Source organism: Nocardioides korecus (assembly GCF_054778395.1).
Window position 1 is genome coordinate 340222 of the sequence record NZ_BAAGZO010000002.1, and the last position, 25520, is coordinate 365741.

The 25520-nt window shown below is 73.3% G+C and carries 21 protein-coding genes; 13 read left to right on the forward strand and 8 right to left on the reverse strand.

Annotated elements, in window-relative coordinates; all coding sequences use genetic code 11:
- Positions 1-56: 56 nt before the first annotated feature.
- Positions 57-1127: a tryptophan--tRNA ligase gene (trpS, locus tag ACYVDA_RS04880; protein ID WP_460815491.1), complete on the forward strand. Its 1071-nt coding sequence runs from the start codon at positions 57-59 to the stop codon at positions 1125-1127.
- 30 nt (positions 1128-1157) lie between these two features.
- Positions 1158-1670 (forward strand): 2'-5' RNA ligase family protein, encoded by a 513-nt coding sequence (locus tag ACYVDA_RS04885; RefSeq protein ID WP_460815493.1) that lies wholly within the window; start codon positions 1158-1160, stop codon positions 1668-1670.
- 297 nt (positions 1671-1967) lie between these two features.
- On the opposite strand, the gene ACYVDA_RS04890 is transcribed toward ACYVDA_RS04885, so the two are convergent.
- The 6 genes from ACYVDA_RS04890 to ACYVDA_RS04915 form a co-directional block, all read right to left on the reverse strand.
- Positions 1968-2711, reverse strand: a complete 744-nt coding sequence (locus tag ACYVDA_RS04890; protein WP_460815495.1) for a succinate dehydrogenase/fumarate reductase iron-sulfur subunit — start codon at positions 2709-2711, stop codon at positions 1968-1970.
- Entirely contained in the window at positions 2708-4726 is a 2019-nt protein-coding gene (locus ACYVDA_RS04895; protein WP_460815497.1) for a fumarate reductase/succinate dehydrogenase flavoprotein subunit, read from the reverse strand. The genes ACYVDA_RS04890 and ACYVDA_RS04895 overlap by 4 nt, the downstream gene beginning before the upstream one ends.
- A 15-nt stretch (positions 4727-4741) precedes the next feature.
- Complete coding sequence (locus tag ACYVDA_RS04900) at positions 4742-5443, reverse strand: succinate dehydrogenase cytochrome b subunit (protein WP_460815500.1); 702 nt, start codon at positions 5441-5443, stop codon at positions 4742-4744.
- Positions 5444-5539: 96 nt separating this feature from the next.
- Positions 5540-6673 carry a PP2C family protein-serine/threonine phosphatase gene (locus ACYVDA_RS04905; RefSeq protein WP_460815502.1) on the reverse strand — a complete coding sequence of 378 codons (1134 nt, stop codon included), beginning with the start codon at positions 6671-6673 and terminating at the stop codon, positions 5540-5542.
- A 107-nt stretch (positions 6674-6780) separates the two neighbouring features.
- Positions 6781-7731, reverse strand: a complete 951-nt coding sequence (locus ACYVDA_RS04910; protein ID WP_460815505.1) for a glycosyltransferase — start codon at positions 7729-7731, stop codon at positions 6781-6783.
- 148 nt (positions 7732-7879) lie between these two features.
- The gene (locus ACYVDA_RS04915; protein ID WP_460815507.1) at positions 7880-8461 is read right to left on the reverse strand and encodes a GNAT family N-acetyltransferase; all 582 of its coding nucleotides are present in this window, start codon (positions 8459-8461) and stop codon (positions 7880-7882) included.
- A 132-nt stretch (positions 8462-8593) separates the two neighbouring features.
- On the opposite strand from ACYVDA_RS04915, the gene ACYVDA_RS04920 reads away from it, so the two are divergent.
- From ACYVDA_RS04920 to ACYVDA_RS04960, 9 genes are all read left to right on the forward strand, one after another.
- Positions 8594-10360 carry a methylmalonyl-CoA mutase family protein gene (locus ACYVDA_RS04920; RefSeq protein WP_460815509.1) on the forward strand — a complete coding sequence of 589 codons (1767 nt, stop codon included), beginning with the start codon at positions 8594-8596 and terminating at the stop codon, positions 10358-10360.
- Between the two features lie 70 nt (positions 10361-10430).
- On the forward strand, positions 10431-12623 hold the full coding sequence (gene scpA, locus ACYVDA_RS04925) for a methylmalonyl-CoA mutase (RefSeq protein WP_460815512.1): 2193 nt from the start codon (positions 10431-10433) through the stop codon (positions 12621-12623).
- 4 nt (positions 12624-12627) lie between these two features.
- A complete protein-coding gene (meaB, locus tag ACYVDA_RS04930; protein WP_460815515.1) occupies positions 12628-13695 on the forward strand; it encodes a methylmalonyl Co-A mutase-associated GTPase MeaB in 1068 nt (355 codons plus the stop codon).
- Between the two features lie 10 nt (positions 13696-13705).
- A complete protein-coding gene (locus ACYVDA_RS04935) occupies positions 13706-15001 on the forward strand; it encodes an amidohydrolase (protein ID WP_460815517.1) in 1296 nt (431 codons plus the stop codon).
- Between the two features lie 105 nt (positions 15002-15106).
- Entirely contained in the window at positions 15107-16210 is a 1104-nt protein-coding gene (locus tag ACYVDA_RS04940) for a BMP family lipoprotein (RefSeq protein ID WP_460815520.1), read from the forward strand.
- Positions 16211-16356: 146 nt separating this feature from the next.
- Positions 16357-17910, forward strand: coding sequence for an ABC transporter ATP-binding protein (locus tag ACYVDA_RS04945; protein ID WP_460815523.1), 1554 nt, complete (start codon positions 16357-16359; stop codon positions 17908-17910).
- Positions 17907-19013, forward strand: a complete 1107-nt coding sequence (locus ACYVDA_RS04950) for an ABC transporter permease (protein ID WP_460815526.1) — start codon at positions 17907-17909, stop codon at positions 19011-19013. The genes ACYVDA_RS04945 and ACYVDA_RS04950 overlap by 4 nt, the downstream gene beginning before the upstream one ends.
- The gene (locus ACYVDA_RS04955; RefSeq protein WP_460815528.1) at positions 19010-20284 is read left to right on the forward strand and encodes an ABC transporter permease; all 1275 of its coding nucleotides are present in this window, start codon (positions 19010-19012) and stop codon (positions 20282-20284) included. The genes ACYVDA_RS04950 and ACYVDA_RS04955 overlap by 4 nt, the downstream gene beginning before the upstream one ends.
- Positions 20281-20682, forward strand: a complete 402-nt coding sequence (locus ACYVDA_RS04960; RefSeq protein ID WP_460815531.1) for a cytidine deaminase — start codon at positions 20281-20283, stop codon at positions 20680-20682. Before ACYVDA_RS04955 ends, ACYVDA_RS04960 begins: the two co-directional genes overlap by 4 nt.
- 30 nt (positions 20683-20712) lie before the next feature.
- Here the strand turns inward: ACYVDA_RS04960 and ACYVDA_RS04965 are convergent, their stop codons facing one another.
- A complete protein-coding gene (locus tag ACYVDA_RS04965; protein WP_460815535.1) occupies positions 20713-21276 on the reverse strand; it encodes a hypothetical protein in 564 nt (187 codons plus the stop codon).
- A gap of 158 nt (positions 21277-21434) precedes the next feature.
- On the opposite strand from ACYVDA_RS04965, the gene ACYVDA_RS04970 reads away from it, so the two are divergent.
- Positions 21435-22619, forward strand: coding sequence for a cytochrome P450 (locus tag ACYVDA_RS04970; RefSeq protein ID WP_460815537.1), 1185 nt, complete (start codon positions 21435-21437; stop codon positions 22617-22619).
- Positions 22620-22659: 40 nt separating this feature from the next.
- A complete protein-coding gene (locus ACYVDA_RS04975; RefSeq protein ID WP_460815539.1) occupies positions 22660-23907 on the forward strand; it encodes a glycosyltransferase in 1248 nt (415 codons plus the stop codon).
- Here the strand turns inward: ACYVDA_RS04975 and ACYVDA_RS04980 are convergent.
- Positions 23891-25507 carry a serine/threonine-protein kinase gene (locus tag ACYVDA_RS04980; RefSeq protein ID WP_460815542.1) on the reverse strand — a complete coding sequence of 539 codons (1617 nt, stop codon included), beginning with the start codon at positions 25505-25507 and terminating at the stop codon, positions 23891-23893. The genes ACYVDA_RS04975 and ACYVDA_RS04980 overlap by 17 nt on opposite strands.
- Between the last annotated feature and the right edge of the window lie 13 nt (positions 25508-25520).

The window sequence follows — 25520 nt, forward strand, 5'->3', positions numbered from 1 at the left end:
CCGCCGCGGGCAAACCGGTTTGAGGCGTGGCCAGGCCGGCTGAGACAATCGACGACATGTCCACGGTCGAGCAGTCCCAGCCCTCCGGCGCGCCCAGCACCCCCGCTCCCGGGGCGAGCGCCGCACGTCCCCGGGTCCTCTCGGGGATCCAGCCGACCAGCGACTCCTTCCACTTCGGCAACTACCTGGGTGCGCTGCGGCAGTGGGTCGACCTCCAGGACGAGCACGAGCCGTTCTTCTTCATCGCCGACCTGCACTCGCTGACCGTCGAGCAGGACCCCAAGGTGCTGCGCGAGCGGTTCGTTCGGTGCGCCGCCCAGCTGATCGCGATGGGGATCGACCCCGATCGGTCCTCGGTCTTCCTGCAGTCCCACGTGCCCGAGCACGCCCAGCTGGCCTGGGTGATGCAGTGCATCACCGGCTTCGGCGAGGCCCGTCGGATGACGCAGTTCAAGGACAAGTCCGCCAAGGGCGGCGAGAGCGCGGCCTCGGTCGGGCTGTTCACCTACCCGATCCTCCAGGCGGCCGACATCCTGCTCTACCGGCCGAAGTTCGTGCCGGTGGGGGAGGACCAGCGCCAGCACCTGGAGCTGACCCGCGACCTCGCCGGCCGGTTCAACCACCGCTTCAAGAAGACGTTCCCGCTGCCCGAGCCCTACATCCTGAAGTCCACCGGCCGGATCACCGACCTGCAGAACCCCGAGGCCAAGATGTCGAAGTCGGCCTCGAGCGCCGCCGGCCTCATCGACATGCTCGACGAGCCGAAGGTCTCGGCCAAGAAGATCCGCTCGGCGGTCACCGACAGCGAGGCCGAGGTGCGCTTCGACCTCGAGGCCAAGCCCGGCATCTCCAACCTGCTGACCATCTTCTCCGCGCTCACCGGGCGCGAGGTCGCCTCGCTGGAGCAGGAGTACGCCGGTCGCGGCTACGGCGACTTCAAGGGCGACCTGGCCGACGTCGTGGTCGACTTCGTGACGCCGTTCCGCACGCGCACCCTGGAGCTGCTCGACGACCGCGCCGAGATCGACGCCGTGCTCGCCCGGGGGGCCGAGCGGGCCCGCGAGGTGGCCTCCCGCACGCTGGCCGACGTCTACGACCGGGTCGGGTTGGTCCCCGCGCGGCCGTGACCGCATCGGCGTGCACCTAGGCTGGCGCGCGTGCCGACCATCGGAGTCTCCGTCGCCGTCCCCGAGCCGTGGGGGCGGCAGCTGCAGGACTACCGGATCGGCCTGGGTGACGAGCTCGCCCGGCACATCCCCACGCACATCACGCTGCTGCCGCCGCACGAGGTCGAGACCGACGAGATCGACGCGGTCGTGGCCCACCTGGCCGCGGTCGCCGAGCGGATGCCGGCGTACCGCGTCCACCTGCGCGGCACCGGCAGCTTCCGCCCGGTCTCGCCGGTCGTCTTCGTCGGCGTGGTCGACGGCATCAGCGGCTGCGAGCAGCTCGCCGCCCAGGTCCAGCGCGGCCCGCTGCGCATCGAGCGCGCGTTCCCCTACCACCCCCACGTGACGGTGGCCCACGAGCAGGCCGACGAGGTCCTGGACCAGGCCTTCGAGGGCCTCGCGGACTTCGACGCCGCCTTCGACGTCACCGCCATGTGGATGTACCTCCACGACGACGTGTCCGGCTGGCAACCCGCCCGCTCCTTCGACCTCCGCGGCTGAGCCGGCGGGATCCGGCCGGGCCGAGCGCCTGGGGTGTCCGCTGGTCGACCAGTGCGCCCCGCGCCCGTCGTCGAACCCCGTGCGTCGAGTGGAACACCAGCGTCGCGACCGGGCCCGATCCACGACGCTGCTGTTCCAGTCGACACCCCGAGCGCCACCTCAGGGTCGTACGCCGACCCCGCGGACGACCCTGGGGTGGCACTCGAGCAACCTGCAGCGACCGCGGGCACCCCGGGGACGACGACAGCGGAGGATCCCGGTCACCTGGTGACCGGGATCCTCCGCTGTCGGGTGCTGCTAGTGACCGTGCCGGATCGAGGTCCGGAGGTCCTTGTTGAGCTGGGAGATCACGTCGAGCGGGATGCCCTTGGGGCAGGCGGCCGTGCACTCGCCGATGTTGGTGCAGCCGCCGAAGCCCTCGTGGTCGTGCTGGGCGACCATGGCCGCGACGCGGGTGTCGCGCTCGGCCTGACCCTGGGGCAGCTCACCGAGGTGGGTGATCTTGGCGCCGAGGAACAGCGACGCCGAGCCGTTGGGGCACGCCGCGACGCAGGCGCCGCAGCCGATGCAGGTCGCCACGTCGAAGGCGCGGTCGGCCTGCTCCTTGGGGACCGGGGTCGCGTGGGCGTCGGGGGCGGCACCGGTGTTGACCGAGATGAAGCCACCCTGCTGGATGATCCGGTCGAACGCGCTGCGGTCGACGACGAGGTCCTTGAGCACCGGGAAGGGGTCGGCGCGCCAGGGCTCCACCGTGACGGTCTCGCCGTCCTTGAAGGAGCGCATGTGCAGCTGGCAGGTCGTGGTGACCTCCGGGCCGTGCGCCTCGCCGTTGATCATCAGGCCGCACATGCCGCAGATGCCCTCGCGACAGTCGGAGTCGAACGCGATCGGCTCCTCGCCGTCGGTGATGAGCTGCTCGTTGAGCACGTCGAGCATCTCCAGGAACGACATGTCCTCGGAGACCTCGTCGAGGTCGTAGGTGTGCATGGCTCCGTCGGAGGCACTGTCGGCCTGGCGCCAGATCTTGAGGGTGATCTTCACTTGTAGCTCCGCTGCTTCATCTCGACGAACTCGTAGGTCAGTTCTTCCTTGTGCAGGATCGGCTTCTCGCCCTCGCCCGCCCACTCCCAGGCCGCCACGTAGGCGTACTGGTCGTCGTGGCGCAGGGCCTCGCCGTCCTCGGTCTGCGACTCGGCCCGGAAGTGGCCGCCGCAGGACTCGCGACGGTTCAGGGCGTCGATGCACATCAGCTCGCCGAGCTCGAAGAAGTCGGCGACGCGTCCGGCGCGCTCCAGCGACTGGTTCAGGCCCTCGGCCGTGCCGAGCACCTTCACGTTGCGGTGGAAGTCGTCCTTGAGGCCGCGGATGAGGTCGATGGCCTTCTTCAGGCCGTCCTCGGTCCGCTCCATGCCGCAGTACTCCCACATGATGTTGCCGAGCTCGCGGTGGTAGGAGTCCACGCTGCGGGTGCCGTTGGCGTTCATGAAGGAGGCGATGCGCTCCTTGACGGTGTCGAGCGCGGCCACGACCTCGGGGTGCGACTCCTCGACCTTGTCGAAGGGGCTGTCGGCGAGGTAGTCGCGGATCGTGTTCGGCAGCACGAAGTAGCCGTCGGCCAGCCCCTGCATCAGGGCCGAGGCGCCGAGGCGGTTCGCGCCGTGGTCGGAGAAGTTCGCCTCGCCGGCCACGAACAGGCCCGGGATGGTGGACTGCAGGTCGTAGTCGACCCACAGGCCGCCCATCACGTAGTGGACGGCCGGGTAGATCCGCATCGGGACCTCGTACGGGTCCTCGCCGGTGATGCGGGCGTACATGTCGAAGAGGTTGCCGTACTTGCTCTCGATCGCCGGCCGACCCAGGCGGCCGATGGCCTCGGCGAAGTCGAGGTAGACGCCGCGGCGCACCCCGTCGACCTCGGGACCGACGCCGCGGCCCTCGTCGCACATGTTCTTGGCCTGCCGCGAGGCGATGTCGCGCGGGACCAGGTTGCCGAAGGAGGGGTAGATCCGCTCCAGGTAGTAGTCGCGGTCCTCCTCGGCGATCTCGCGCGGGTCCTTGTCGGCGTCCTTGGCGTCCTTGGGGACCCAGATGCGGCCGTCGTTGCGCAGCGACTCGCTCATCAGGGTCAGCTTGGACTGGTGGGTCCCGCTGACCGGGATGCAGGTCGGGTGGATCTGGGTGTAGCAGGGGTTGGCCATCAGGGCGCCCTTGCGGTGCGCGCGCCAGGTGGCCGTGACGTTGCTGCCCATGGCGTTGGTGGAGAGGAAGAAGACGTTGCCGTAGCCGCCGCTGGCCAGGACCACGACGTCGGCCAGGTGGGTCTCGAGCTCGCCGGTGACCAGGTCGCGCACGATGACGCCGCGGGCACGGCCCTCGACCATCACCAGCTCGAGCATCTCGTGGCGGGTGAACTCCTGCACGGTGCCGGCCGCGACCTGGCGCTCGAGCGCCTGGTAGGCGCCCAGGAGCAGCTGCTGACCGGTCTGGCCGCGGGCGTAGAAGGTGCGCGAGACCTGGACGCCGCCGAAGGAGCGGTTGTCGAGCAGGCCGCCGTACTCGCGGGCGAAGGGGACGCCCTGCGCGACGCACTGGTCGATGATGCTGCGGCTGACCTGGGCCAGGCGGAAGACGTTGGACTCCCGCGAGCGGTAGTCACCGCCCTTGATGGTGTCGTAGAACAGGCGGTAGACGGAGTCGCCGTCGCCCTTGTAGTTCTTGGCCGCGTTGATGCCGCCCTGGGCCGCGATCGAGTGGGCCCGGCGGGGCGAGTCCTGGTAGCAGAAGGACTTGACCTGGTAGCCGGCCTCACCGAGGGTCGCGGCGGCGGCGCCACCGGCGAGCCCGGTGCCGATCATGATGATCGAGACCTTGCGCCGGTTGGCGGGGTTGACGATCCGTGCCTCGAACTGGCGGGTGTCCCAGCGCTCCTCGAGCGGGCCCTGGGGGGCCTTGCGGTCGCGGACCGGGTCGCCGGGGATGTAGTAACCGGCGGCGTCGTCGGTGAGCTGGGGGTTGTCGGGGTTGCTCGGGTCGGCGTGAGCCGTGGTGTCTGTCATGGGAGTGGGAGCCCCTTACTTGGTGATGACGCCGGCGACGACGAAGATCGGCACGAGCGAGAAGCCGCCGGCGATGACGACGGCGACGACGAGACCGGCCCGCTTGGAGCGGGTCCGGGCCTGAGCGGTGTTGGTGAGACCGAGGGTCTGCATCGAGCTCCACACCCCGTGGTGCAGGTGCAGGCCGAGCGCGGCCATGGCGACCAGGTAGATCAGCGTGAGCCACCAGACCGAGAACGAGTCGACGAGCAGGTTGTAGGGGTCGTTGGTCGCGCCCCCGGTGACGTTGATCTTGCCGATGGTGAAGTTGAGCAGGTGCCACACGATGAAGATCAGCAGCGTCAGGCCGCCCCAGCGCATGAAGCGCGAGGAGATGCTCGAGTGCCGGTTCTTCTTCACGGCGTACTTGGTCGAGCGGGCGTTGCCCGCCCGTCGCCACAGCGCCACGGCGCAGTAGACGTGCACCACCAGGGAGAGGATCAGGACGAGCCGGATCACCCACAGGAGCCCGCTGCGGGGGAGCATCGGCTCACCCAGCGTGCGGAGGTGCTCCGCGTAGGTGTTGTAGGCGTCATGACCGGCGAAGGCCTTGAGGTTGCCGTACATGTGCAGGAGCACGAACGCGATGAAGACGATGCCACTGACGGCCATCATGAGCTTCAGGGCGATGGTCGATCGGGTCGACCTGCTGTTCTTGACGAGGGTCGCGGTTGCCACAACGGTCACCGTATCCCCCCGGGCGGTACGCCGGGGCCGGACCCGCTGTGACACATCTCGCTCCGGCGACCCCGCGCCGGGGCGACGGGGCCCGCCTCAGGAACGGTCGAGGATCAGCACGGCGCGGTCGTCGTCGCCGCGCCGGACCTGGCTGATGATCCGCCGGGCGGCACCGGCGAAGCCCGGCTCCACGGCGCGGGCGCCCACGTCGCGCAGCCACCGGATCCCGGTGTCGAGGTCGTGGTGGCGGCTCTCGACCACGCCGTCGGTGTAGAAGAGCAGGGCGTCACCGGGCGCCAGCACGCCGGAGGTGTGGTGCATCTCCGGCCGCGGGACGATGCCCAGCGCGGTGCCCCGGGCGCCGTCGAGCTCCCAGGTGCCGCGGTCGGCCGACCACAGCAGCGCCGGGGGGTGGCCGGCGCTGGTGAGGCTGTAGGCCCCGGTGTCGAGGTCGAGCGTCACGTGGGCGGCGGTCGCGAAGGCCTCGTCGCCGTGCTGGCGCAGCAGGAAGTCGTTGGCCGCCTCGAAGAGCCCCTGCGGGGGCAGCGCCCCGAGCAGTCCGCCGAGGGCGCCGCCGAACTGCAGCGCCCGCGAGGCCGCCCCCACGCCCTTGCCGCAGACGTCGACCAGGATCAGCTCCAGGCGCCGGACGTCGTCGTCGAGGCGGGCCACCAGGAAGTCACCGCCGTACCCGACCCCGCTGGCCGCGATCATCGCCGTCTGCGACCGCCACCCCTGCGGCAGTCCCGGGATCGTGCCCTGCGACTGCAGCCGGCGCTTGAGGTCGGTCAGCATGGCCTCGCTCACGGGCCCGGGCAGACCGCTCTGCTGACGGCTCGAGGCGAACAGGATCAGCAGCACCGAGACCGCGAGCGTCACCAGCGCCGAGACCCGCACCACCGTCAGCGGCGGGTCGAGCAGCATCGCGGCGACCGCGGCCAGGGTGGTCAGCCCGACGAGGACCAGGAGGGGGCGGTAGCGCAGCAGGAGCATCCCGAGCAGCAGCCAGAGGTAGTAGCTGGTCAGCGGCATCAGGTCGTAGCGGTGCATCGAGACCGCGAAGCACGCCGCCACCCCGACCAGGAGAACGGCCAGCGTCGCCAGCTGGCTCTGCCGGGTGCCGGTGCGCCAGGTGGCGACCGGGTCGGCGAGCCAGCGACGCAGCGCCAGGGCCGCGCGCGACGCCGCGCCCGACCCTGTCGGCCTCCCCGACCTCGTCCCTGCCCCCACGGCCGGCCCCCGTCCTCCGAGGTGACGACGCTAGCGGGTCCACCCCGTCGCCCGGGGGCACTTCGCCGGGAATGACCCGGATGTCCGTGGTGGGGGTGGCGTCCGGGTCAGTGGGCGAGCGGCACGGGCGCGGGCCTCGCGCCCGCCGCGGGGACGTAGTGGTCCTCGACCAGGTCCCGGACCGCGTCGTCCCAGCCCAGGTCCGCCACCGAGGGTCGGGCGGCGTCGGTCAGACGACGACGCAGGTCGGGGTCGGTGGCGACGCGGGCGACCGCACGGCCCAGGGCGCGCCCGCCCCGGTCGGTCGGCACCAGCAGGCCGTTGGCTCCGTCGCGCACGACCCCGGCCGCGCTGCCGCCGGCGAAGGCGACGACGGGGACCCCGCTCGCGAGGGCCTCGTGGACGGCGGGGGAGTAGACCTCGCGCTTGCGCGGCTGCACCAGCACGTCGAAGGAGGCCAGGCAGGTGGCGCGCTCCAGCGTGGTGGCGTGCGCGACCACCTTGGCACCGGCCGCGCGGAGGGTCTCCGCGCCCGGGCCGTCGCCGACGGCCACGAGCTTGAGGCCGGGCGTGCGGGCGAGGCCGGCCAGGCGGGCGACGACCTTGCGGCGCTCCAGCGGGCCGACGTACCCCACCACGGTCCGGCCGTCGCCGGGGACGCCCGTGCGCGCCCAGCGGTCGTGCAGGCGCTGGTCGCGCAGGCCGGGGTGGTGGTCCTCCAGGGACACCCCCGGCTGCCAGGCCCGGGGGTCCAGCACCAGCACCGGGACGTCGAGGCGGTCGGCGGCCTCGGCGGCCTTGAGCCCCAGGCGGTGCGGGTCCAGCAGGTGGCAGACGTCGGGCCGCGACAGCGCCATCGCCTCGCGCACCGCGGAGACCGGCGTCATCCGGCTGGCCCAGAACACCCGCGCGCCGTGGAAGGTCGACTGGCCGCGGCCGCCGGCGAAGACGACGACGTCGTGACCCGCGCCGGTCAGCCGGGTCACGACCTCGCGGGCGACCCGGGCGGACGGGTCGTCGCGCGGGACGAAGTGCTCGGTCACGAGTGCGATGCGCATGGGCCCACCCTCACGTCGCGCGATGACGGCGCGGTGTCGTCGACGCGAGCAGGAGGTGAACGGCGGTGCGGATCGCGCCTGGTCGGGACCCCCGGCGGGGCATGGTCGGAGCCCGGTCGGGACCCCGGGCGGGGCTGGTTCCGGGCGGTCAGCGCGGCGGCAGGACGACCTCGGGGACGAAGCCGTGCAGGCACACGTCGTGGCGTCGTGCGCCGCCGGGCGCGGCGTCGTCGCGGAGGGGGAGGTAGGAGCGGCGCACGCCCTCCTGCTCGAAGCCCGCGGCCAGCGCGGTGCGGCACGAGGCGGGGTTCTCCACGCTGTGGTCGAGCTGCACCCGGGCCTGGCGCGGGCCGGACTCGTCGGCGGTGAGCCACTGCGTGAAGGTGCGCAGGGCCCGGCCGGCCACGCCCTTGCCGCGGGCGTCGGGGTGGACGGCGTACCCGACGTCGACCACGCGCAGGAACGGCGCGACGCCGCGGCGCCAGGAGATCGAGCCCAGGAAGCGGTCGGGGTCCTCCAGCGCCGCGACGGTCAGCTCGCACGGCTCCAGGGCGTCGTACGCCGTGCGGGCCTGCGCCATCCGCTCGTCGAGGTCGTCGGCCGTGCGCGGCACGGTGACGCCCACCGGCATGCCGAAGGACAGCTGGTCGTGGTCGTGGTAGAGCTCGAGGCTGCGGGTCACGTCGCCCGCGCCCGGGACCCTCAGGACCAGCCCGTTCCCGGTGATCACCGCTCGCCCCCCGTCGTGGTCCCGGCACGCGCGGGCCCCGGCGCCAGGGTACGAGGTGTCCGTCCGGAGCCGGGGGTAAGAGGTAACTCACACCCGCTGGTCGCCCGGGGGGCCGGTCCCTATTGTTCGCCCATGACCTCCGACGCCCACCTCGCCCTGTCCCAGGGTCCGGAGCACGACGTCGCCGACTGGGAGGCCGCCGCCGCCGCCGTGCTGCGCAAGGCCCGCCGCCTCGGCGAGGACGCCCCCGACCACGACGCCTGGGCGCTGCTCGCCGGACGCACCCTGGACGGCCTGGAGGTCCCGCCGCTCGGCACCCCCGCGCTGGTCGCCGACCTGCCGGCCCCGGTCCGCCCCCCGGCCCGCGGCGCCGGGTGGGACGTGCGCGCGCTGCTCGCCGACCCGGACGCGAAGGCGGCCAACGAGGCCGCGCTCGCCGACCTGGAGAACGGCGTCACCTCGCTGCTCGTGCAGGCGGGCGACGCCGGCGTCGCCCTCGCCGACCTCCCGGTCGCCCTGGCCGGGGTGCTGCTCGACGTCGCCCCGGTGGTCCTGGACGCACCCGGCGACCCGCTCGCAGCCGCGCAGGCGTACGCCGACCTGGTCCGGGGCACCGCGCCGGCCCCCGGCACCAACCTCGGCGTCGACCCGGTCGCCGCCGCCGTGCGCGGCTTCGACGCCGTCCCCCTCGCCGGGACCGTGACCCGCGCGGCCGACCTGGCCCGCGAGCTGGGCTGCCGGGCGCTGGTCGTCGACGGCACCGCCGTGCACGACCTGGGCGCCTCCGACGTCCAGGAGCTCGGCTACGTGATGGCCGTCGGGGCGGCGTACCTCCGCGCGCTGGTCGCCTCGGGTCTCGACGTCGACGACGCCGCCGGCCTGGTGGAGTTCCGCCTGGCGGTCACCGACGAGCAGTTCCCGAGCATCGCCAAGCTCCGCGCCGTGCGGCGGCTGTGGGCGCGCGTCCTCGAGCTGAGCGGCGCCTCGGAGGGGAAGCGGCAGATGGTGCTGCACGCCGTCACCTCGCGCCCGATGATGACCAGGTACGACCCCTGGGTGAACATGCTGCGCACCTGCGTCGCCGCCTTCGCCGCCGGCGTGGGCGGGGCCGACGCGGTCACGGTGCTGCCCTTCGACGCCCGCCTCGGCCTGCCCGACGCGTTCAGCCGGCGGATCGCCCGCAACACCTCGGCGCTGCTGGTCGAGGAGTCCCACGTGGCCGCGGTCGCCGACCCGGCGGGCGGGTCGTTCGCGGTCGAGAAGCTCACCGACGACCTGGCCGTCGCCGGCTGGGCCGAGCTGGGGCGGATCGAGGAGGTCGGTGGGGTCGAGGCCGCGCTGGCCGACGGCTCCCTGCGCGCGCGGATCGACGAGGTGGTCGCCGAGCGCGACCGGCAGGTGGCTCGGCGCACGCGCCCCGTCACCGGCGTGACCGAGTTCCCGAACCTCGCCGAGACCCTCCCCGAGCGCCGCCCGTACGCCGAGGGCTCGCTGCCCGTGCGCGCCTGGGCCGAGCCCTTCGAGCAGCTGCGCGACGAGCCGGCCGAGCACCAGGTCTACCTGGCCACGCTGGGCACGGTCGCGGCGCACACCGCCCGCGCCACCTTCGCCACCAACCTGCTGGCCGCGGGCGGGATCGGCGTGGTCAACGCCGGACGCCACGACGACGCGGCGGCCGTCCTGGCCGACTACGACGGGCAGGCGGTGGTCTGCCTGGTCGGCCACGACCGCGACTACGCCGCCTGGGGCGCCGAGGTCGCCGACGGCCTCCGCGAGGCGGGCGCCCGCTGGGTCGTCCTGGCCGGCAAGCCGGTCGAGGGCGTGCACACCGACGACACCTGTGCCGTGGGGGTCGACGCGCTCGACTTCCTGCGACGGACGAGGGAGAAGCTGTCATGAGATCCACCCCACGAAACCGCGCGGGCGGCTCGCTGCGCTCGCACGACGCACGCTTCCGCGGGGGCCCCGCATGAGCGTTCCGGAGAGCTTCGCGGGGCTGCCGCTGGCCGGCGAGGTCGCCGCGGTCGAGCAGGTGCAGGGGGAGACCTGGGAGTCGCCCGAGGGGATCGGGATCCTGCCGGTCTACGGCCCCGAGCACCTCGAGGGCCTCGACGCCCTGGACACCTACCCCGGTCTCGCGCCCTTCCTGCGCGGGCCCTACCCGACGATGTACACCACCCAGCCCTGGACGGTGCGCCAGTACGCCGGGTTCTCGACCGCCGAGGAGTCCAACGCCTTCTACCGGCGCAACCTCGCGGCCGGTCAGAAGGGCCTCTCGGTCGCCTTCGACCTCGCGACCCACCGCGGCTACGACTCCGACCACCCGCGGGTCAAGGGCGACGTGGGGATGGCCGGCGTCGCGATCGACTCGATCTACGACGCCCGGCAGCTCTTCGACGGCATCCCGCTGGAGGAGATGTCGGTCTCGATGACCATGAACGGCGCCGTGCTGCCGGTGATGGCGCTCTACATCGCCGCCGCCGAGGAGCAGGGGGTGAAGCCGGAGCAGCTCACGGGGACGATCCAGAACGACATCCTCAAGGAGTTCATGGTCCGCAACACCTACATCTACCCGCCGCAGCCGAGCATGCGGATCATCAGCGACATCTTCGCCTACACCTCGCAGCGGATGCCCCGGTTCAACTCGATCTCGATCTCGGGCTACCACATCCAGGAGGCCGGGGCGACGGCCGACCTCGAGCTGGCCTACACCCTGGCCGACGGGGTGGAGTACATCCGCGCGGGCCTCGACGCCGGCCTGACCATCGACCAGTTCGCCCCGCGGCTCTCCTTCTTCTGGGCCATCGGGATGAACTTCTTCATGGAGGTCGCCAAGCTCCGCGCCGCCCGCGCGCTGTGGGCCCGCCTGGTCGCGCAGTTCGAGCCGCAGAACCCCAAGTCGCTCTCGCTGCGCACCCACAGCCAGACCTCCGGCTGGTCGCTGACCGCCCAGGACGTGTTCAACAACGTGCAGCGCACCTGCATCGAGGCGATGGCCGCGACCCAGGGCCACACGCAGTCGCTGCACACCAACGCCCTCGACGAGGCGATCGCGCTGCCGACCGACTTCTCGGCCCGGATCGCGCGCAACACCCAGCTGCTGCTCCAGCAGGAGTCCGGCACGACCGGGACGATCGACCCGTGGGGCGGCTCCTACTACGTCGAGCGGCTCACCCACGACCTCGCCGAGAAGGCCTGGGCCCACATCACCGAGGCCGAGGAGGCCGGCGGCATGGCCCGGGCGATCGAGGAGGGGCTGCCCAAGATGCGCATCGAGGAGGCCGCCGCGCGCACGCAGGCGCGGCTGGACTCCGGGGCCCAGAAGCTGATCGGCGTCAACACCTACCGCCTGGCCGACGAGGACCGTCTCGACGTGCTCCGGGTCGACAACGCCAGCGTCTACCGCCAGCAGCTCGACAAGCTGGAGCGGCTGCGCGCCGAGCGCTCGCAGGACGACGTGGACCGCGCCCTGGAGGCCCTGACCAAGGCCGCCGACGCGGGGGCCCAGCGCGGGTCGGAGGCGACCAGCGCGGGCGGCAACCTGCTGGCCCTGGCCGTCGAGGCCGCGCACGCCAAGGCCACGGTCGGGGAGATCTCCGAGGCGCTGGAGAAGGTCTACGGCCGGCACCAGGCCGTGATCCGTACGATCTCGGGGGTGTACAAGCGCGAGTCCACCCAGGACGGCCGGGTCAACGAGGCCGTCGAGGCGGTGCTCGCCGCGACCGAGCAGTTCGCCGAGGACGAGGGCCGCCGCCCGCGCATCCTGGTCGCCAAGATGGGCCAGGACGGCCACGACCGCGGCCAGAAGGTCATCGTGAGCGCGTTCGCCGACCTCGGCTTCGACGTCGACGTGGGGCCGCTGTTCTCGACCCCCGAGGAGGTCGCGCAGCAGGCGGTCGACGCCGACGTGCACGTGGTCGGGGTCAACTCGCTCGCCGCCGGCCACCTCACGCTGGTGCCCGAGCTCCAGGCCGCCCTGGCCGAGCTCGGTGCCGAGGACGTGATGGTCGTCGTGGGCGGTGTGATCCCGCCCGACGACGTCCCGACCCTCAAGGAGATGGGCGCCGCCGCGGTCTTCCCGCCCGGCACCGTCATCGCCGAGGCCGCGCTCGACCTCCTCCGCCAGCTCGCGGCGCAGCTGGGTCACCCGACGCGGGCCTGAGCGGGTGGTCTCCGCAGGCTCGAACGACCAGCAGCACCGCGGGCCGGACGTCGCGCGGCTGGTCGAGGGCGTGCTGGCCGGGCGACGGGCGTCGATCTCGCGGGCCATCACGCTGGTGGAGTCCTCGCGGGAGGACCACCGGCTGCTGGCGCGCGACCTGGTCGGCGAGCTCGCGGTGCGGGCGCGCACCGACACCGTGCGGGTCGGGATCTCCGGGGTCCCCGGGGTCGGCAAGTCGACCTTCATCGAGGCGCTCGGCGCCCACCTGACCGGTCAGGGGCTGCGCGTGGGTGTGCTCGCTGTCGACCCCTCCTCGGTGCGCACGGGCGGGTCGGTGCTCGGCGACAAGACCCGGATGGCGCGCCTGGCGACCGACCCCTCGGCGTACATCCGCCCCTCGCCGACCGCCGGCACCCTCGGCGGCGTCGCGCGGGCGACGACCCAGGCGATGATCGTGCTCGAGGCGGCCGGCTTCGACGTGGTGCTCGTGGAGACCGTCGGGGTCGGGCAGTCGGAGGTCACGGTCGCCGGGATGGTGGACACGTTCTGCTTCCTGACCCTGGCCCGCACCGGCGACCAGCTCCAGGGGATCAAGAAGGGGATCCTGGAGATCGCCGACGTGATCGCGGTCAACAAGGCCGACCCCGACCCCGAGGGCCCCGAGGGTCCCGAGGGCGGCGGCCGGGGCCGGGGGACCGACCGGCAGGCCGAGGCCCGGGTCGCCGCGCGCGAGCTGGCCGGGGCGCTGCGGCTGGTGCACTCCGGACAGGGCTGGGCCCCGCCGGTGCTCACCTGCTCGGCGCTGCACGGCGTCGGCGTGGACGAGGTCTGGGACCGCGTGCTGGCCCACCGCGACTCGATGGGCGCCGACGGCCTCGCCCGCAAGCGCGCCGAGCAGCAGCTCGAGTTCACCTGGGCGCTGGTGCGCGACGAGCTGGCCCAGCGCCTGCGGAGGTCGCCCGGCGTGCGGGCGATCCGCGAGGAGGTACGCCGGGAGCTGCTGTCCGGCGCGACCACCGCCCCGCTGGCCGCCGACCGGCTCCTGGCCGCCTACGACGAGGGTGAGCGATAGCCTTGCCCGAGTGACCTCCTCCGCCGTCCCCCCACCCGGTGCCCCGCAGGGTGCCGGGACGGCTCCGCAGGCGGCCGACCTCGTCGCCGCCGTGCAGTCCGGCGTCACCGGGCGCGAGGAGCTGCTCGTCGAGGTACGGCGCGACCTGCACGCCCACCCCGAGCTGTCGTGGCACGAGTCCCGCACGGCGCGGGTGGTGGCCAAGCACCTCGAGCACGCGGGTCTGACGGTCCGCCCGATGGAGCGCGGCGGTCTGCTGGTCGAGGTCGGCACCGGCCCCGGTCCCGTCGTCGCGCTGCGGGCCGACCTCGACGCGCTGCCGGTGGAGGACCGCACGGGCGACCCCTGGGCCAGCACCGTGCCGGGCGCCGCCCACGCCTGCGGCCACGATCTGCACACCACCGCGCTGCTGGGCGCCGGCCTGGCCCTGGCCGACGTCGCCGACCGGCTCCCGGGCCGCGTGCGGCTGGTCTTCCAGCCGGCCGAGGAGGTCATGCCCGGGGGAGCCCTGATGGCGATCTCCGCCGGAGCCTTGGACGGGGTGGACCGCATCTTCGGCCTGCACGCCGACCCCTCGATCGACGTCGGCACGGTCGGCCTGCGCGAGGGCCCGCTGACCGGTGCCGCCGACCAGCTCGACGTGGTCCTGACCGGTCGCGGCGGCCACACCAGCCGCCCCCACCTGACCCACGACCTCACCTTCGCCCTGGGCAAGCTGGTCACCGAGCTGCCCGCCGTGCTGTCCCGCCGCCTCGACCCGCGGGCCGGGGTCAGCATCGTGTGGGGCGTCGTGACCGCGGGCCAGGCCGTCAACGTCATCCCCAGCACCGGGCGCGCCGGCGGCACGGTGCGGATGCTCGACGTCGTGGCCTGGCGCGAGGCCGAGCGGTTGATCAGCGACACCGTGGCCCAGATCGTCGAGCCCTACGGCGTGGTGCCGACCATCCGCTACGTGCGCGGCGTGCCCCCGGTGGTCAACGAGCCCCGGTCGACCGCGCTGCTCGGGCGGGCCGTCGAGCAGGTCCTGGGTGTCGAGGGCCGCGTGGCCACGGCGCAGAGCCTGGGCGGCGAGGACTTCGCGTGGTACGTCGACGCCGTCCCCGGCGCGATGGCCCGGCTCGGGACGCGCACGCCGGGCGGGCCGACGTACGACCTCCACCAGGGGGACCTGCGCATCGACGAGCGCGCCGTCGGGGTCGGCGCGCGCCTTCTGGCGGTCGCGGCGGTCGAGGCGCTGCTGTCCCCGACCCCCCGGGCGAGCGGGCCCACCGGGGTCCAGGCGGACCCCGAGGTCACCGACGCGTAACGGTTCGCGCGCGCGACCCTGACCTGGTAGGTCGGCGCCTCCGGCTCGCTTAGGGTGCGGGCAGGACGTGCCGGCCAGGGGCACCCAGGAGACCGAGGAGGCATCTTGCGCAGGTCAGGCAAGATCGCGACAGCAGTGCTGGTGGGCGCCCTCGCGCTCGCCGGCTGCGGCAGCAGCAACGGCAAGACCGGGGGGAGCGGCTCGTCCGCCTCCAACGACGTCTGCAAGACCGCGAAGGGCAGCGGACCCAAGGTCGGCGTCGCCTACGACGTCGGCGGGCGCGGCGACCAGTCGTTCAACGACTCCGCCTACCAGGGCCTGGAGAAGGCCGTGAAGGACCTCAAGGCCACCTGCATCGAGGCCAAGGCCACCACCGACGACAACGACACCGTGCGGGCCGAGCGCCTGCGCACGCTCGCCGAGGGCGGCTACAACCCCGTCATCGCGGTGGGCTACCTCTACTCCCCGGCCGCGGCCAAGGTGGCGGCGGAGAACCCGAAGACCAAGTTCGCGGTCATCGACGGCTACGCCAGCACCATCCCCAAGACGCCGCTGAGCAACCTCTCCGACCTCAGCTTCGCCGCCAACGAGGGCTCCTACCTCGTCGGCGTCGCCGCCGGTCTGAAGACCAAGTCCAAGCACGTCGGCTTCGTCGGCGGCGTCCCCGGCCAGGTCATCGGCCCGTTCGAGGCCGGCTTCCGTGCCGGTGTCGCGTCGGTCGACCCCAAGATCAAGGTCGACGTCCAGTACCTCACCCAGGACTCCAACGACGCCCAGACGGCGTACGAGAACCCCACGGGCGGCAAGGACGCGGCCTCGGCCATGTTCGAGGGCGGGGCGGACATCGTCTTCCACGCCGCCGGCAAGTCGGGTCTCGGCGTGATCCAGGCGGCGACCGCCGCCGGGGCCGGCAAGTGGGCCATCGGCGTCGACAAGGATCAGTGGCTCTCGGCCCCCAAGTCGCAGCGCAGCCACATCCTGACCTCGGCCCTCAAGCGCATCGACACCTCGGTGTACGACGAGGTCAAGACGTTCGCGGACGGCAGCCTGAAGCCGGGCTTCGTTACCTACGACCTGAAGAACGACGGGGTCGGCTACGCCACCTCGGGCGGCTACGTCGACGACATCAAGTCCAAGCTCGACGCGGCGGCCGCGAAGATCAAGAGCGGCCAGATCAAGGTCCCCACGGACCCCAAGCAGGTCAAGTAGCACCCCAGCAGCACCGGGCCCCCGCACCGGGGACCACGACCGACGTCCGGGCGACGCGCTAGCGTGTCGCCCGGACGTCGGGTGCGTCCGGCGAGTCGTCAGGACGGACCCGCCCAGCAGTCACGCCCAGCAGTCAGGAGCCACCCGTGACCACGACCGTGGACCCGGCGGCGGGCTCGCCCGCGCCGTCCGAGAAGGCTGCCGCGATCGAGCTGCGCGGCATCGGCAAGCGCTTCCCCGGGGTCGTGGCCAACCACGACGTCGACGTCACCATCGCCGCCGGCACCATCCACGCGCTCGTGGGGGAGAACGGCGCCGGCAAGTCGACCCTGATGAAGATCCTGTACGGCGTGCAGAAGCCCGACGACGGCACCATCAGCGTCAACGGCACCCCGGTCACCTTCGCCACCCCCGCCGACGCGATCGCGCAGGGGATCGGCATGGTCTTCCAGCACTTCATGCTGGCCGACAACCTCACCGTCCTGGAGAACGTCACCCTGGGCGCGGAGAAGCTGCACGGGATCGGCGACGCCGCCCGCGAGGAGATCCTCCGGCTCTCGCAGCGCTACGGCTTCGACCTCGACCCCGACGAGCTGGTCGAGGAGCTCGGGGTCGGCGCCCGCCAGCGGGTGGAGATCCTCAAGGTCCTCTACCGCGGCGCGAGCATCATCATCCTCGACGAGCCCACGGCCGTGCTGGTGCCGCAGGAGGTCGACGCGCTGTTCGCGAACCTGCGCCAGCTCAAGGACCAGGGCTGCACGCTGGTCTTCATCTCCCACAAGCTCGACGAGGTGCTCGACGTCGCCGACGCCATCACCGTCATGCGCCGCGGCACCACCGTCGCGTCGGTCTCCCCGCGCGACGTCGACGCGCGTCAGCTGGCCGAGCTGATGGTGGGCAGCCAGCTGCCCTCCCCGAGCACCGAGGAGTCCACGGTCACCGACCGGGTGCTGCTCTCCGTGCGCGGCCTGGAGCTGCGCGACGCCGCCGGCCGCGCCGAGCTGGCCGACATCGACCTGGAGATCCACGCCGGTGAGGTGCTCGGGATCGCCGGCGTCGAGGGCAACGGCCAGGCCGAGCTGGTCGAGACCCTGATGGGCATGCGCCACGCCGCCGCCGGCACGGTCACGCTGGCGGGGGAGGACGTCTCCGGCTGGTCCACCCGGCGGCGCCGCGAGGCCGGCATCGGCTACGTCCCCGAGGACCGGCACCGCCACGGCGTGCTGCTGGACTCCCCGCTGTGGGAGAACCGCATCCTGGGCCACCAGACCCGTCCGCCGGCCGCCCGCCGCGGGTGGCTCAGCGTGCGCGGCTCGCGCCGCGACTCCCAGCGGATCGTGGAGGAGTACGACGTCCGCACGCCGGGCATCGACACCACGGCTCGCGCGCTCTCGGGCGGCAACCAGCAGAAGTTCATCGTGGGTCGCGAGATGAGCGGCGACCCCGTCCTGCTGATGGCCTCCCACCCGACCCGTGGCGTCGACGTCGGCGCCCAGGCCCAGATCTGGGGCCACGTCAAGGCCGCCCGCCGCGCCGGCCTGGCCGTGCTGCTGGTCTCGGCCGACCTCGACGAGCTGATCGGCCTCTCGGACACCATCCGGGTGCTGCTGCGGGGTCGCCTCGTGGGCACCTTCGACCCCCGCACGGTCACGCCCCAGGAGCTGGGCTCGGCCATGACCGGAGCAGGAGACGCGGAGTGAACGTCGTACGCCGGGTGCTGGTCGCCCTCGCCGGGCCGGTCCTGGCCCTCGTCGTCGCCGGGCTGGTCGCCACCCTGGTCCTCCTGGTCACCGGCGACGACGTCGGTGCCTTCTGGCGGGTGATGCTCTCGGTCCCCGAGCACCGCAACCTGGTCAGCATCGTGAACCAGACCGCGCTGCTCTACCTCTCCGGCGTGGCCGCGGCGATCGGCTTCCGGATGAACCTGTTCAACATCGGCGTCGAGGGCCAGTACCGCCTCGCCGGGCTCGCGGCCGGCGCCTTCGCCGGCCAGGCCTGGCTGCCCGGGGCGCTCAACACGGTCGGCGCGATCCTGGTCGCGATGCTGGTCGGCGCGGCCTGGGCCGGGATCGCCGGCGTGCTGCGCTCCTACCGCGGCGTCAGCGAGGTGATCTCCACGATCATGCTCAACGCGATCGCGGGCTCGCTGATCGGCTTCCTGATCCGCCGCATCGGGGTCAACAACGGCAACGCGACCAACACCCGCACGATGCCCGAGGGCACCCGCGTGGGCACCCTCAAGGTGTTCTCCGACAGCCCGACCGAGGTCTACGGGCTCTCGCTGCTGGCCGTCGTGGTCGGCGTGGGCTTCTGGGTCCTGCTCAACCGGACCCGCTTCGGCTTCGACCTGCGCGCCGCCGGCGCCTCGGAGAGCGCGGCGGTCGCCAGCGGCGTGGACGTCAAGAAGATGGTCGTGATCTCGATGCTGCTCTCGGGTGCGGTCGCGGCCCTGATCGGGCTGCCGGTGATGTTCTCCGACTCCTACAACTACGGGTCCTCGTTCCAGACCGGCCTGGGCTTCACCGGCATCGCCGTGGCGCTGCTGGGCCGCAACACCCCGGTCGGGATCGCCTTCGGCGCCCTGATCTTCGCGTTCCTGTCCCAGCAGGCCACCCTGCTCAACATCCTCGCCGGCGTCTCGCCCGACATCATCGAGGTGACCCAGGGCGTGATCGTGATCGCCGTGGTGATCGCCTACGAGGTCGTGCGTCGCTACCGGGCCCGGGCCGAGCAGGCCCAGGTGGCCGCCCAGCTGGACCGCGAACGACCCGCCGGTCCGGCGCGGCAGGAGGCGACGTCGTGAGCGCCGCCAGCACCGCGCACCCGGTGGCTCCCGCGACCGGCGGGCGCTCCTCGTCCGCGGAGCGACGCAGCCGCCGCCTGACCTTCTCCCTGCTCCTGCTCGGCGGCTTCGTGCTGCTGTGCCTGGTGCGGGTGATCAGCGGCGCCGACGAGCTGACCTCCTCGGGCACGCTGACGGTCACGCTGACCGCCCTGATGCCGATCGCGCTCGCCGGCCTGGGCGGGCTGTGGTCCGAACGTGCCGGCGTGGTCAACATCGGCCTCGAGGGCATGATGATCATGGGCACGCTGGGGGCCGGCTACTTCGGCTACCACTACGGCGTGGTCGCCGGCGTCCTCGGCGCGACCCTGCTGGGTGTGGTCGGTGGCGCGCTCCACGCGCTGGCCACCGTGGTCTTCGGGGTCGACCACGTGGTCTCCGGCGTCGCGATCAACATCATCGCCGCCGGCGTCTCGGGCTTCCTGGCCGAGCTGTGGTTCAGCGACCTCGACGGCGGCGGTCCGACCCAGTCGCCGCCGCTGCCCACGCCGTTCACGATCGACATCCCCTTCATCGCCGACCCGGCCAACACGCTCGAGGCCAAGCACTGGTTCCTGCTCTCCGACCTGGCCTCGGTGGTCGAGATGTTCACCCGCAACCTGTCCTCGCTGGTCGTCCTGGGCCTGCTGCTGTTCGTCGGCACCTGGTGGGTGCTCTGGCGCACCCGGTTCGGCCTGCGGCTGCGCTCGTGCGGTGAGTCCCCGGCGGCGGCGGAGTCGCTGGGCGTCAACGTCTACCGCTACAAGATCGTCGCGATCCTGATCTCGGGCGGGCTGGCCGGCTTCGGCGGCGCGCTGCTCTCGATGGTCTCCAGCTCCGGCTTCCAGGTCGGGCAGACCAACAACCGCGGCTACATCGGCCTGGCGGCGATGATCTTCGGCAACTGGCGCCCCGGCGGGCTGTTCATGGGCTCGACGCTGTTCGGCTACACCCAGGCGCTGCCGTTCCGCCAGGGCACGGTCTCGGTGCACGCGCTGCTGCTGTTCCTGGCCCTGCTGCTGATCGCCGTGGCGGTCTTCCAGGTCGTGCGGCGCCGCCTCGTGCAGGCCGTGGCCGCCGTGGTCTTCGGTGCGGCGTTCCTGGTCTGGTACCTGCTCACCGACGACATCCCCCGCGAGTTCACCACCATGGCGCCGTACGTCACGACGCTGCTGGTCCTCGCGCTGGCCTCCCAACGCCTGCGGATGCCGGCGGCCGACGGGCAGGTCTACCGCAAGGGCTCCGCCGGATGACCGACCAGGAGGGTTCGTTCGACTGGGACGCCCTGCGGGCCGTCGCGGACGAGGCGGCCACGCACGCCTACGCGCCGTACTCCCGCTTCGCCGTCGGCGCCGCCGCCCGGGTCGACGACGGCCGCACGGTGGCAGGCTGCAACGTCGAGAACGCGGCGTACGGCGTGGCCCTGTGCGCCGAGTGCGGCCTGGTCTCCCAGCTGCACCTCACCGGCGGCGGCCGGTTGACCCACTTCGTGTGCGTCAACGGCGGCGGCGCAGTGATCATGCCGTGCGGCCGGTGCCGCCAGCTCCTGTTCGAGAACGGCGGCCGCGAGCTGCTGCTGATGACGGTCTCCGGCGTGCGCCGGATGGACGAGGTGCTCCCGGATGCGTTCGGCCCCGACGACCTCGCGTAAGCGCGGCGTGCCGGGGCCGACGACGTCTGGTCAGTCGACCACCCGCACGCCCAGGTAGGACGGGATGTTCGCGGTGCGGTAGACCGTGCGCGAGCCCGGGTGGGCGCCGGTCCCGCCCCACCAGCTGTGGTCCTTGATCCTCGAGGTGACGTAGCCGTAGGTGCGCTGGCAGGTCACCCGCTGGTGCGGCCGCAGCCGCACCGACGCCCCGGCCGTGGAGGCCTGGGAGGCGGTCTGGCTGACCGACATGTGCAGCGTCAGGGAGGTCCCGGCGTCGACGAGTCCCTCGATGGTCACCTTGGCCTCGTAGCCCAGGTCGGCGCCCGCCGACATGCTGCGGCTGACGGTGCGGGTGAAGGAGCAGTGGGCCGTGATCGTGCGGGACGAGTTGTTGACCAGTGGCACGGCCTCGGCCACGGACAGGTGGCGGTACACCGTCGACCGCGTGAAGCAGCGGCCGGCCTCCATCCCGCTGCCGCGCTGGCAGCGGGTGGTCGACGCGGCGTCGGCGGCGGGGACCGAGGCCAGGGTGGTGGCGGTGACGAGGGCGGCGGTGAGCCCCCCGAGGGTGGTGAGGTGGCGTCGCTGGATCATGCTGTCTCCCGGTGGGTGGGGCGTACCGCGGAGCGGGGGCCCGAGAAGGTCGCGCGACGGACGTCGTGCGAGCTGGAAGAGAGCCAAGCACCACCGCGGCCGGGCGTCCACGAACCGGGCCGGGGTGGCGGCATCCCGACGAGTGAGGAGCAGACCACGTGACGACGGCGGGGCACGAGGGCGGACGACCGACCACGACGATCGACCTGACCTCGCCCGAGGTCGTGGCCGATCCCTACCCGTGGTTCGCGCGGGAGCGGGACCGGCTGGCCCCCTCGGGAGGGGTGGCCTGGCACGAGCCCAGCGGGACCTGGCTGGCGTTCACCCACGGCGCGGCCGGGGCGGTGCTGCGCGACCGGCGCCTGGGTCGGCTCTGGCGCGACCGCGAGCCCGCGGCCGCCCTGGAGCCGTTCAACCTGCTGCACCGCCACCAGATGATGGAGAACGAGCCGCCCGAGCACACCCGGCTGCGCCGGGCCGTGTCGGGGGCGTTCAACCGCGGCCACGTCGAGCGCCTGCGGCCCCGGGTCCGCGCGCTCGCGACCGACCTGCTCGGGGAGGTGGGCACGGGCCCCTTCGACGTCCTGGGGGCGTACGCCGAGCCGCTGCCCGTCCTGGTCATCGCCGAGCTGATCGGGCTCGAGGGCGGCGACGTGCCGTCCCTGCGCGCCTGGTCCCAGGCGATCGTGCGGATGTACGAGCCGGCCCCCTCGACCGAGGTGGTGGCCGCCGCGGTGACGGCCTCGCGGGAGTTCGCCGCCCTGGTCGAGGACCACGTGGCCCACCGGCGCACCCACCCGGGCGCCGACCTGACCACCGACCTGCTCTCCGCCGGCCTCAGCCCGACCGAGCTGGTCGCCGCGGTGGTGCTGCTGCTCAACGCCGGTCACGAGGCGTCGGTCAACGTGTTCGGCAACGGCCTGGTCTCGCTGCTGCGCTCGGGACGGGCCCCGGCCGCCGACCTCGCCCCCACCGTCGAGGAGATGCTCCGCTTCGACTCCGCGCTCCAGCTCTTCGAGCGCACCGCCACCACCGACGTCGAGGTCGGGGGAGTGGTGGTGGAGCAGGGGCAGCGCATCGCGGCCCTGCTGGGCTCGGCCAACCGCGACCCCGCGGTCTTCGCCGACGCCGACCGCTTCGACCCCGCCCGGGACCCCAACCCCCACCTCGCCTTCGGAGCGGGCCTGCACTTCTGCCTCGGCGCCCCGCTCGCGCGGATGGAGCTGGTCGAGTCCCTGGGCCTGCTGCTGGCGCGGTTCCCCGACCTGGCCCTGGCCGGTGACCCGGTCAGCCGCGGCACCTTCGTGCTGCGCGGCTTCCGCGAGGTGCTCGTCCGGGGGTGAGTCAGTGGCGGTTCAGGGCGTCGTCCTAGCGTCCCTGACGATGTCCACGTCGTCCTGTCCCGTGCACTTCCTGGTCCACTGCATCGATGCGGCCGACGGGGTGAGCCGGGCCGTGCTGACCCTGGCCGACGAGCTGTCGCGCACGCACCCGGTCGAGGTGATCTCGCTCTACCGGCGCGGCGGGGGCCCGGCCTTCCCGGTCTCGGACCGGGTCCGGGTGACCTACCTGCTCGGACGTCCTCCGCCACGCCCCGGCGGTGTCCCACGCCCGCTGGGTCGCCGGCCGCGGGGCGCGCTCGTCGAGCTGCTGGCCCGGCGCCGGTCCCGGATCGCGCACGGGCGCGGCTTCCCGGGGCAGAGCCTGCTCACCGACGTGGTCGTGGCGCGCAAGGTGCGCTCGGTGCGCTCGGGGGTGCTGGTCTCGACCCGTCCGGTCCTGCACCTCGCGGCGGTGCGGGCCGCCCGGCCCGGGGTGCGCACGATCGGCCAGGACCACCTCAACTACCTCTCGCGCCTGGAGGAGCGGGGGACGCTGGACTTCATCACCGAGGCCGGCCGCCGCGGCCTCGACGCGCTGGTGACCCTGACCCCCAGCGACGCGGTCGACTACGGGCAGCTCCTCGCCGGCACCTCCACGGTGGTGGTCCCGATCTGCAACCCGCTGGCCTGGCCGGTGCTCGACGCCTCGGTGACGCGGGCGCGCCAGGCCGACCGCGCCGGTCCGCGCGTCGTGGTGGCGGCCGGTCGCCTGGTGCACCGCAAGGGGATGGGGCGGCTGGTCCGCGCCTTCGCCCCGGTCGCCCGACGCCACCCCGACTGGGAGCTGCACATCCACGGCACCGGACCCCTGGAGCCGGTCGTGCGGCGCCGCATCGAGCGCGAGGGGCTGACCTCGCAGGTGCACCTCGAGGGCCACACCCGGGACCTGGCGAGTGCGTTCGCGCAGGCCGACGTGTTCGCCGCCGCCTCCCGGGTCGAGGGCTTCCCGATGGTGATGCTGGAGGCGATGAGCACCGGGCTCCCGCTGGTGGCGATGGACTGCCCCCGGGGCCCGTCCGACATCGTGCGCGACGGGCTCAACGGCCTCCTCGTCGGGCGTCGCGACCTCGCGGGCATGACGGCGGCGCTGGAGCGCCTGGTCACCGACGCCGACCTGCGCGCCCGCCTGGGCGAGCAGGCGCTGCGCGACGCCCGGGAGTACGCCGCCCCGCGGATCGCGGCCCGCTGGGAGGAGCTCCTCGCCCGGCTCGGGACCGACGAGGCGGCCGCGGTCAGCCGGCGGGGGTGAAGCCCTTGGAGGACTCGCCGTCGATGAGGTACTTCCCGCCGGTGTACTTCAGCTTCAGCACGGTCGGACCGGGGCCGTTGGCGAAGTTGTCGAAGCGCACCTGGTAGCTCACCGTCAGGTCGCTCGGGTTGGCCTGGATGCTGAGCACGCGGCCGTTGGACGCGGAGTCCCAGAACTGGCGGTACCTCGCGAAGCCGCCGCTCTGGCGCTGGAACTTCGGCGTCAGCAGCTGCCACGACCTGCTGGGGTCCTCGCCGGTCAGGCGGACGTAGTCGGAGATGAACGACTTCATGCCGGCGGCCGTCGGGCGGGTCGGCGTGGCCGAGGCGCTGGGGCTCGACGAGGCGCTGGCGCTGGCCGACGGGCTGGGGGACCCCGACGAGCCCGACGAGCCCGCCGAGCCCCCTGGGCCCCCGGACCCGCCGGAGGTGAGCAGCGCGTAGCCGCCGATCAGGAGCACCACGACCAGGGCCGCACCGGCGACCAGGGCACGGGTCGAGGGGCCCCGGGACCCGGCACGGGCCGACGCGGCACCCCCGGCGGCGGCGCGGTCGCGGGTGGCGCGACGCGGCGCACGTCCCCGGCCCGACCTGCCCGAGCCGCCGCCCGAGCCGGGCGGGGTGGGGGCGATCTGCACGGGCGGTTCGTCGGGGGCGTGGGCGGGGGTGTCGGCGGTGGTGTCGGCGCGCGCCGCGGCCGCTGCCGCCGCGGCGGCGGCTGCGGGGGCGATCGCCACGGTGGGCTCGTCGGTGGCCGCGCCCCGCGCCTCCGCCTCGGACCGGGTCGGCGTGGGGACCGCCGGTGCGTCCCGGCCGCGGCTGGCCAGGAAGTCGCGGACCTGCGGCATGGTCCACCGCAGCTCGGGGTCGCGCACCATCGTGGACTCGACCAGCGGGGTCATCCAGCCGGCGTCCTGGGGCCGCGGGGGCTCCTCGTTGACCATCCGGTAGAGCCCGCCCAGCACGTTGGCGCCCATGTCGTACGGCGGCCGGCCCTCGAGCAGGTGGAACAGCGTCGCCCCCAGGGACCAGACGTCGCTGGACTCCTCGCCGCGGCCGCCCGTGGCCACCTCGGGGGCGAGGTACGCCGGGGAGCCGGTCACCATCCCGGTCTGGGTGAGGGCGGCGTCGGTGGCGATCCGGGCGATCCCGAAGTCGGTGAGCTTGGCCCGGCCGACCCGGTCGACCAGGACGTTGGAGGGCTTGACGTCGCGGTGCACGATCCCCGAGGCGTGGGCGGCGGCCAGGGCGTCGGACACCTGCTGGAGCAGCGGCGCGGCCTCGTCGGGGGAGAGGTGGCCGCGCTCGCGCACCATCTGCGCGAGGGTCACCCCGTCGACGTACTCCATCACCAGCCAGCGGGTGTCGGTCTCGCGGTCGGTGACGACGTCGAAGACCGAGACGACGTGTGGGTGGTTCAGCCGCGCGCTGAGCCGGGCCTCGCGCTCGGCGCGGGCCAGGTCGGTCTGGTCGACCCCGGGCAGGAGGCCGATCCGCTTCAGCGCGACGGACCGTCCGAGCACCTCGTCGCGCGCCAGCCAGACCGCCCCGGTGCCGCCTCGTCCGACCTCGCGCTCGAGGGAGTACCTGCCTGCGATCACGGGTGCCTTCCGG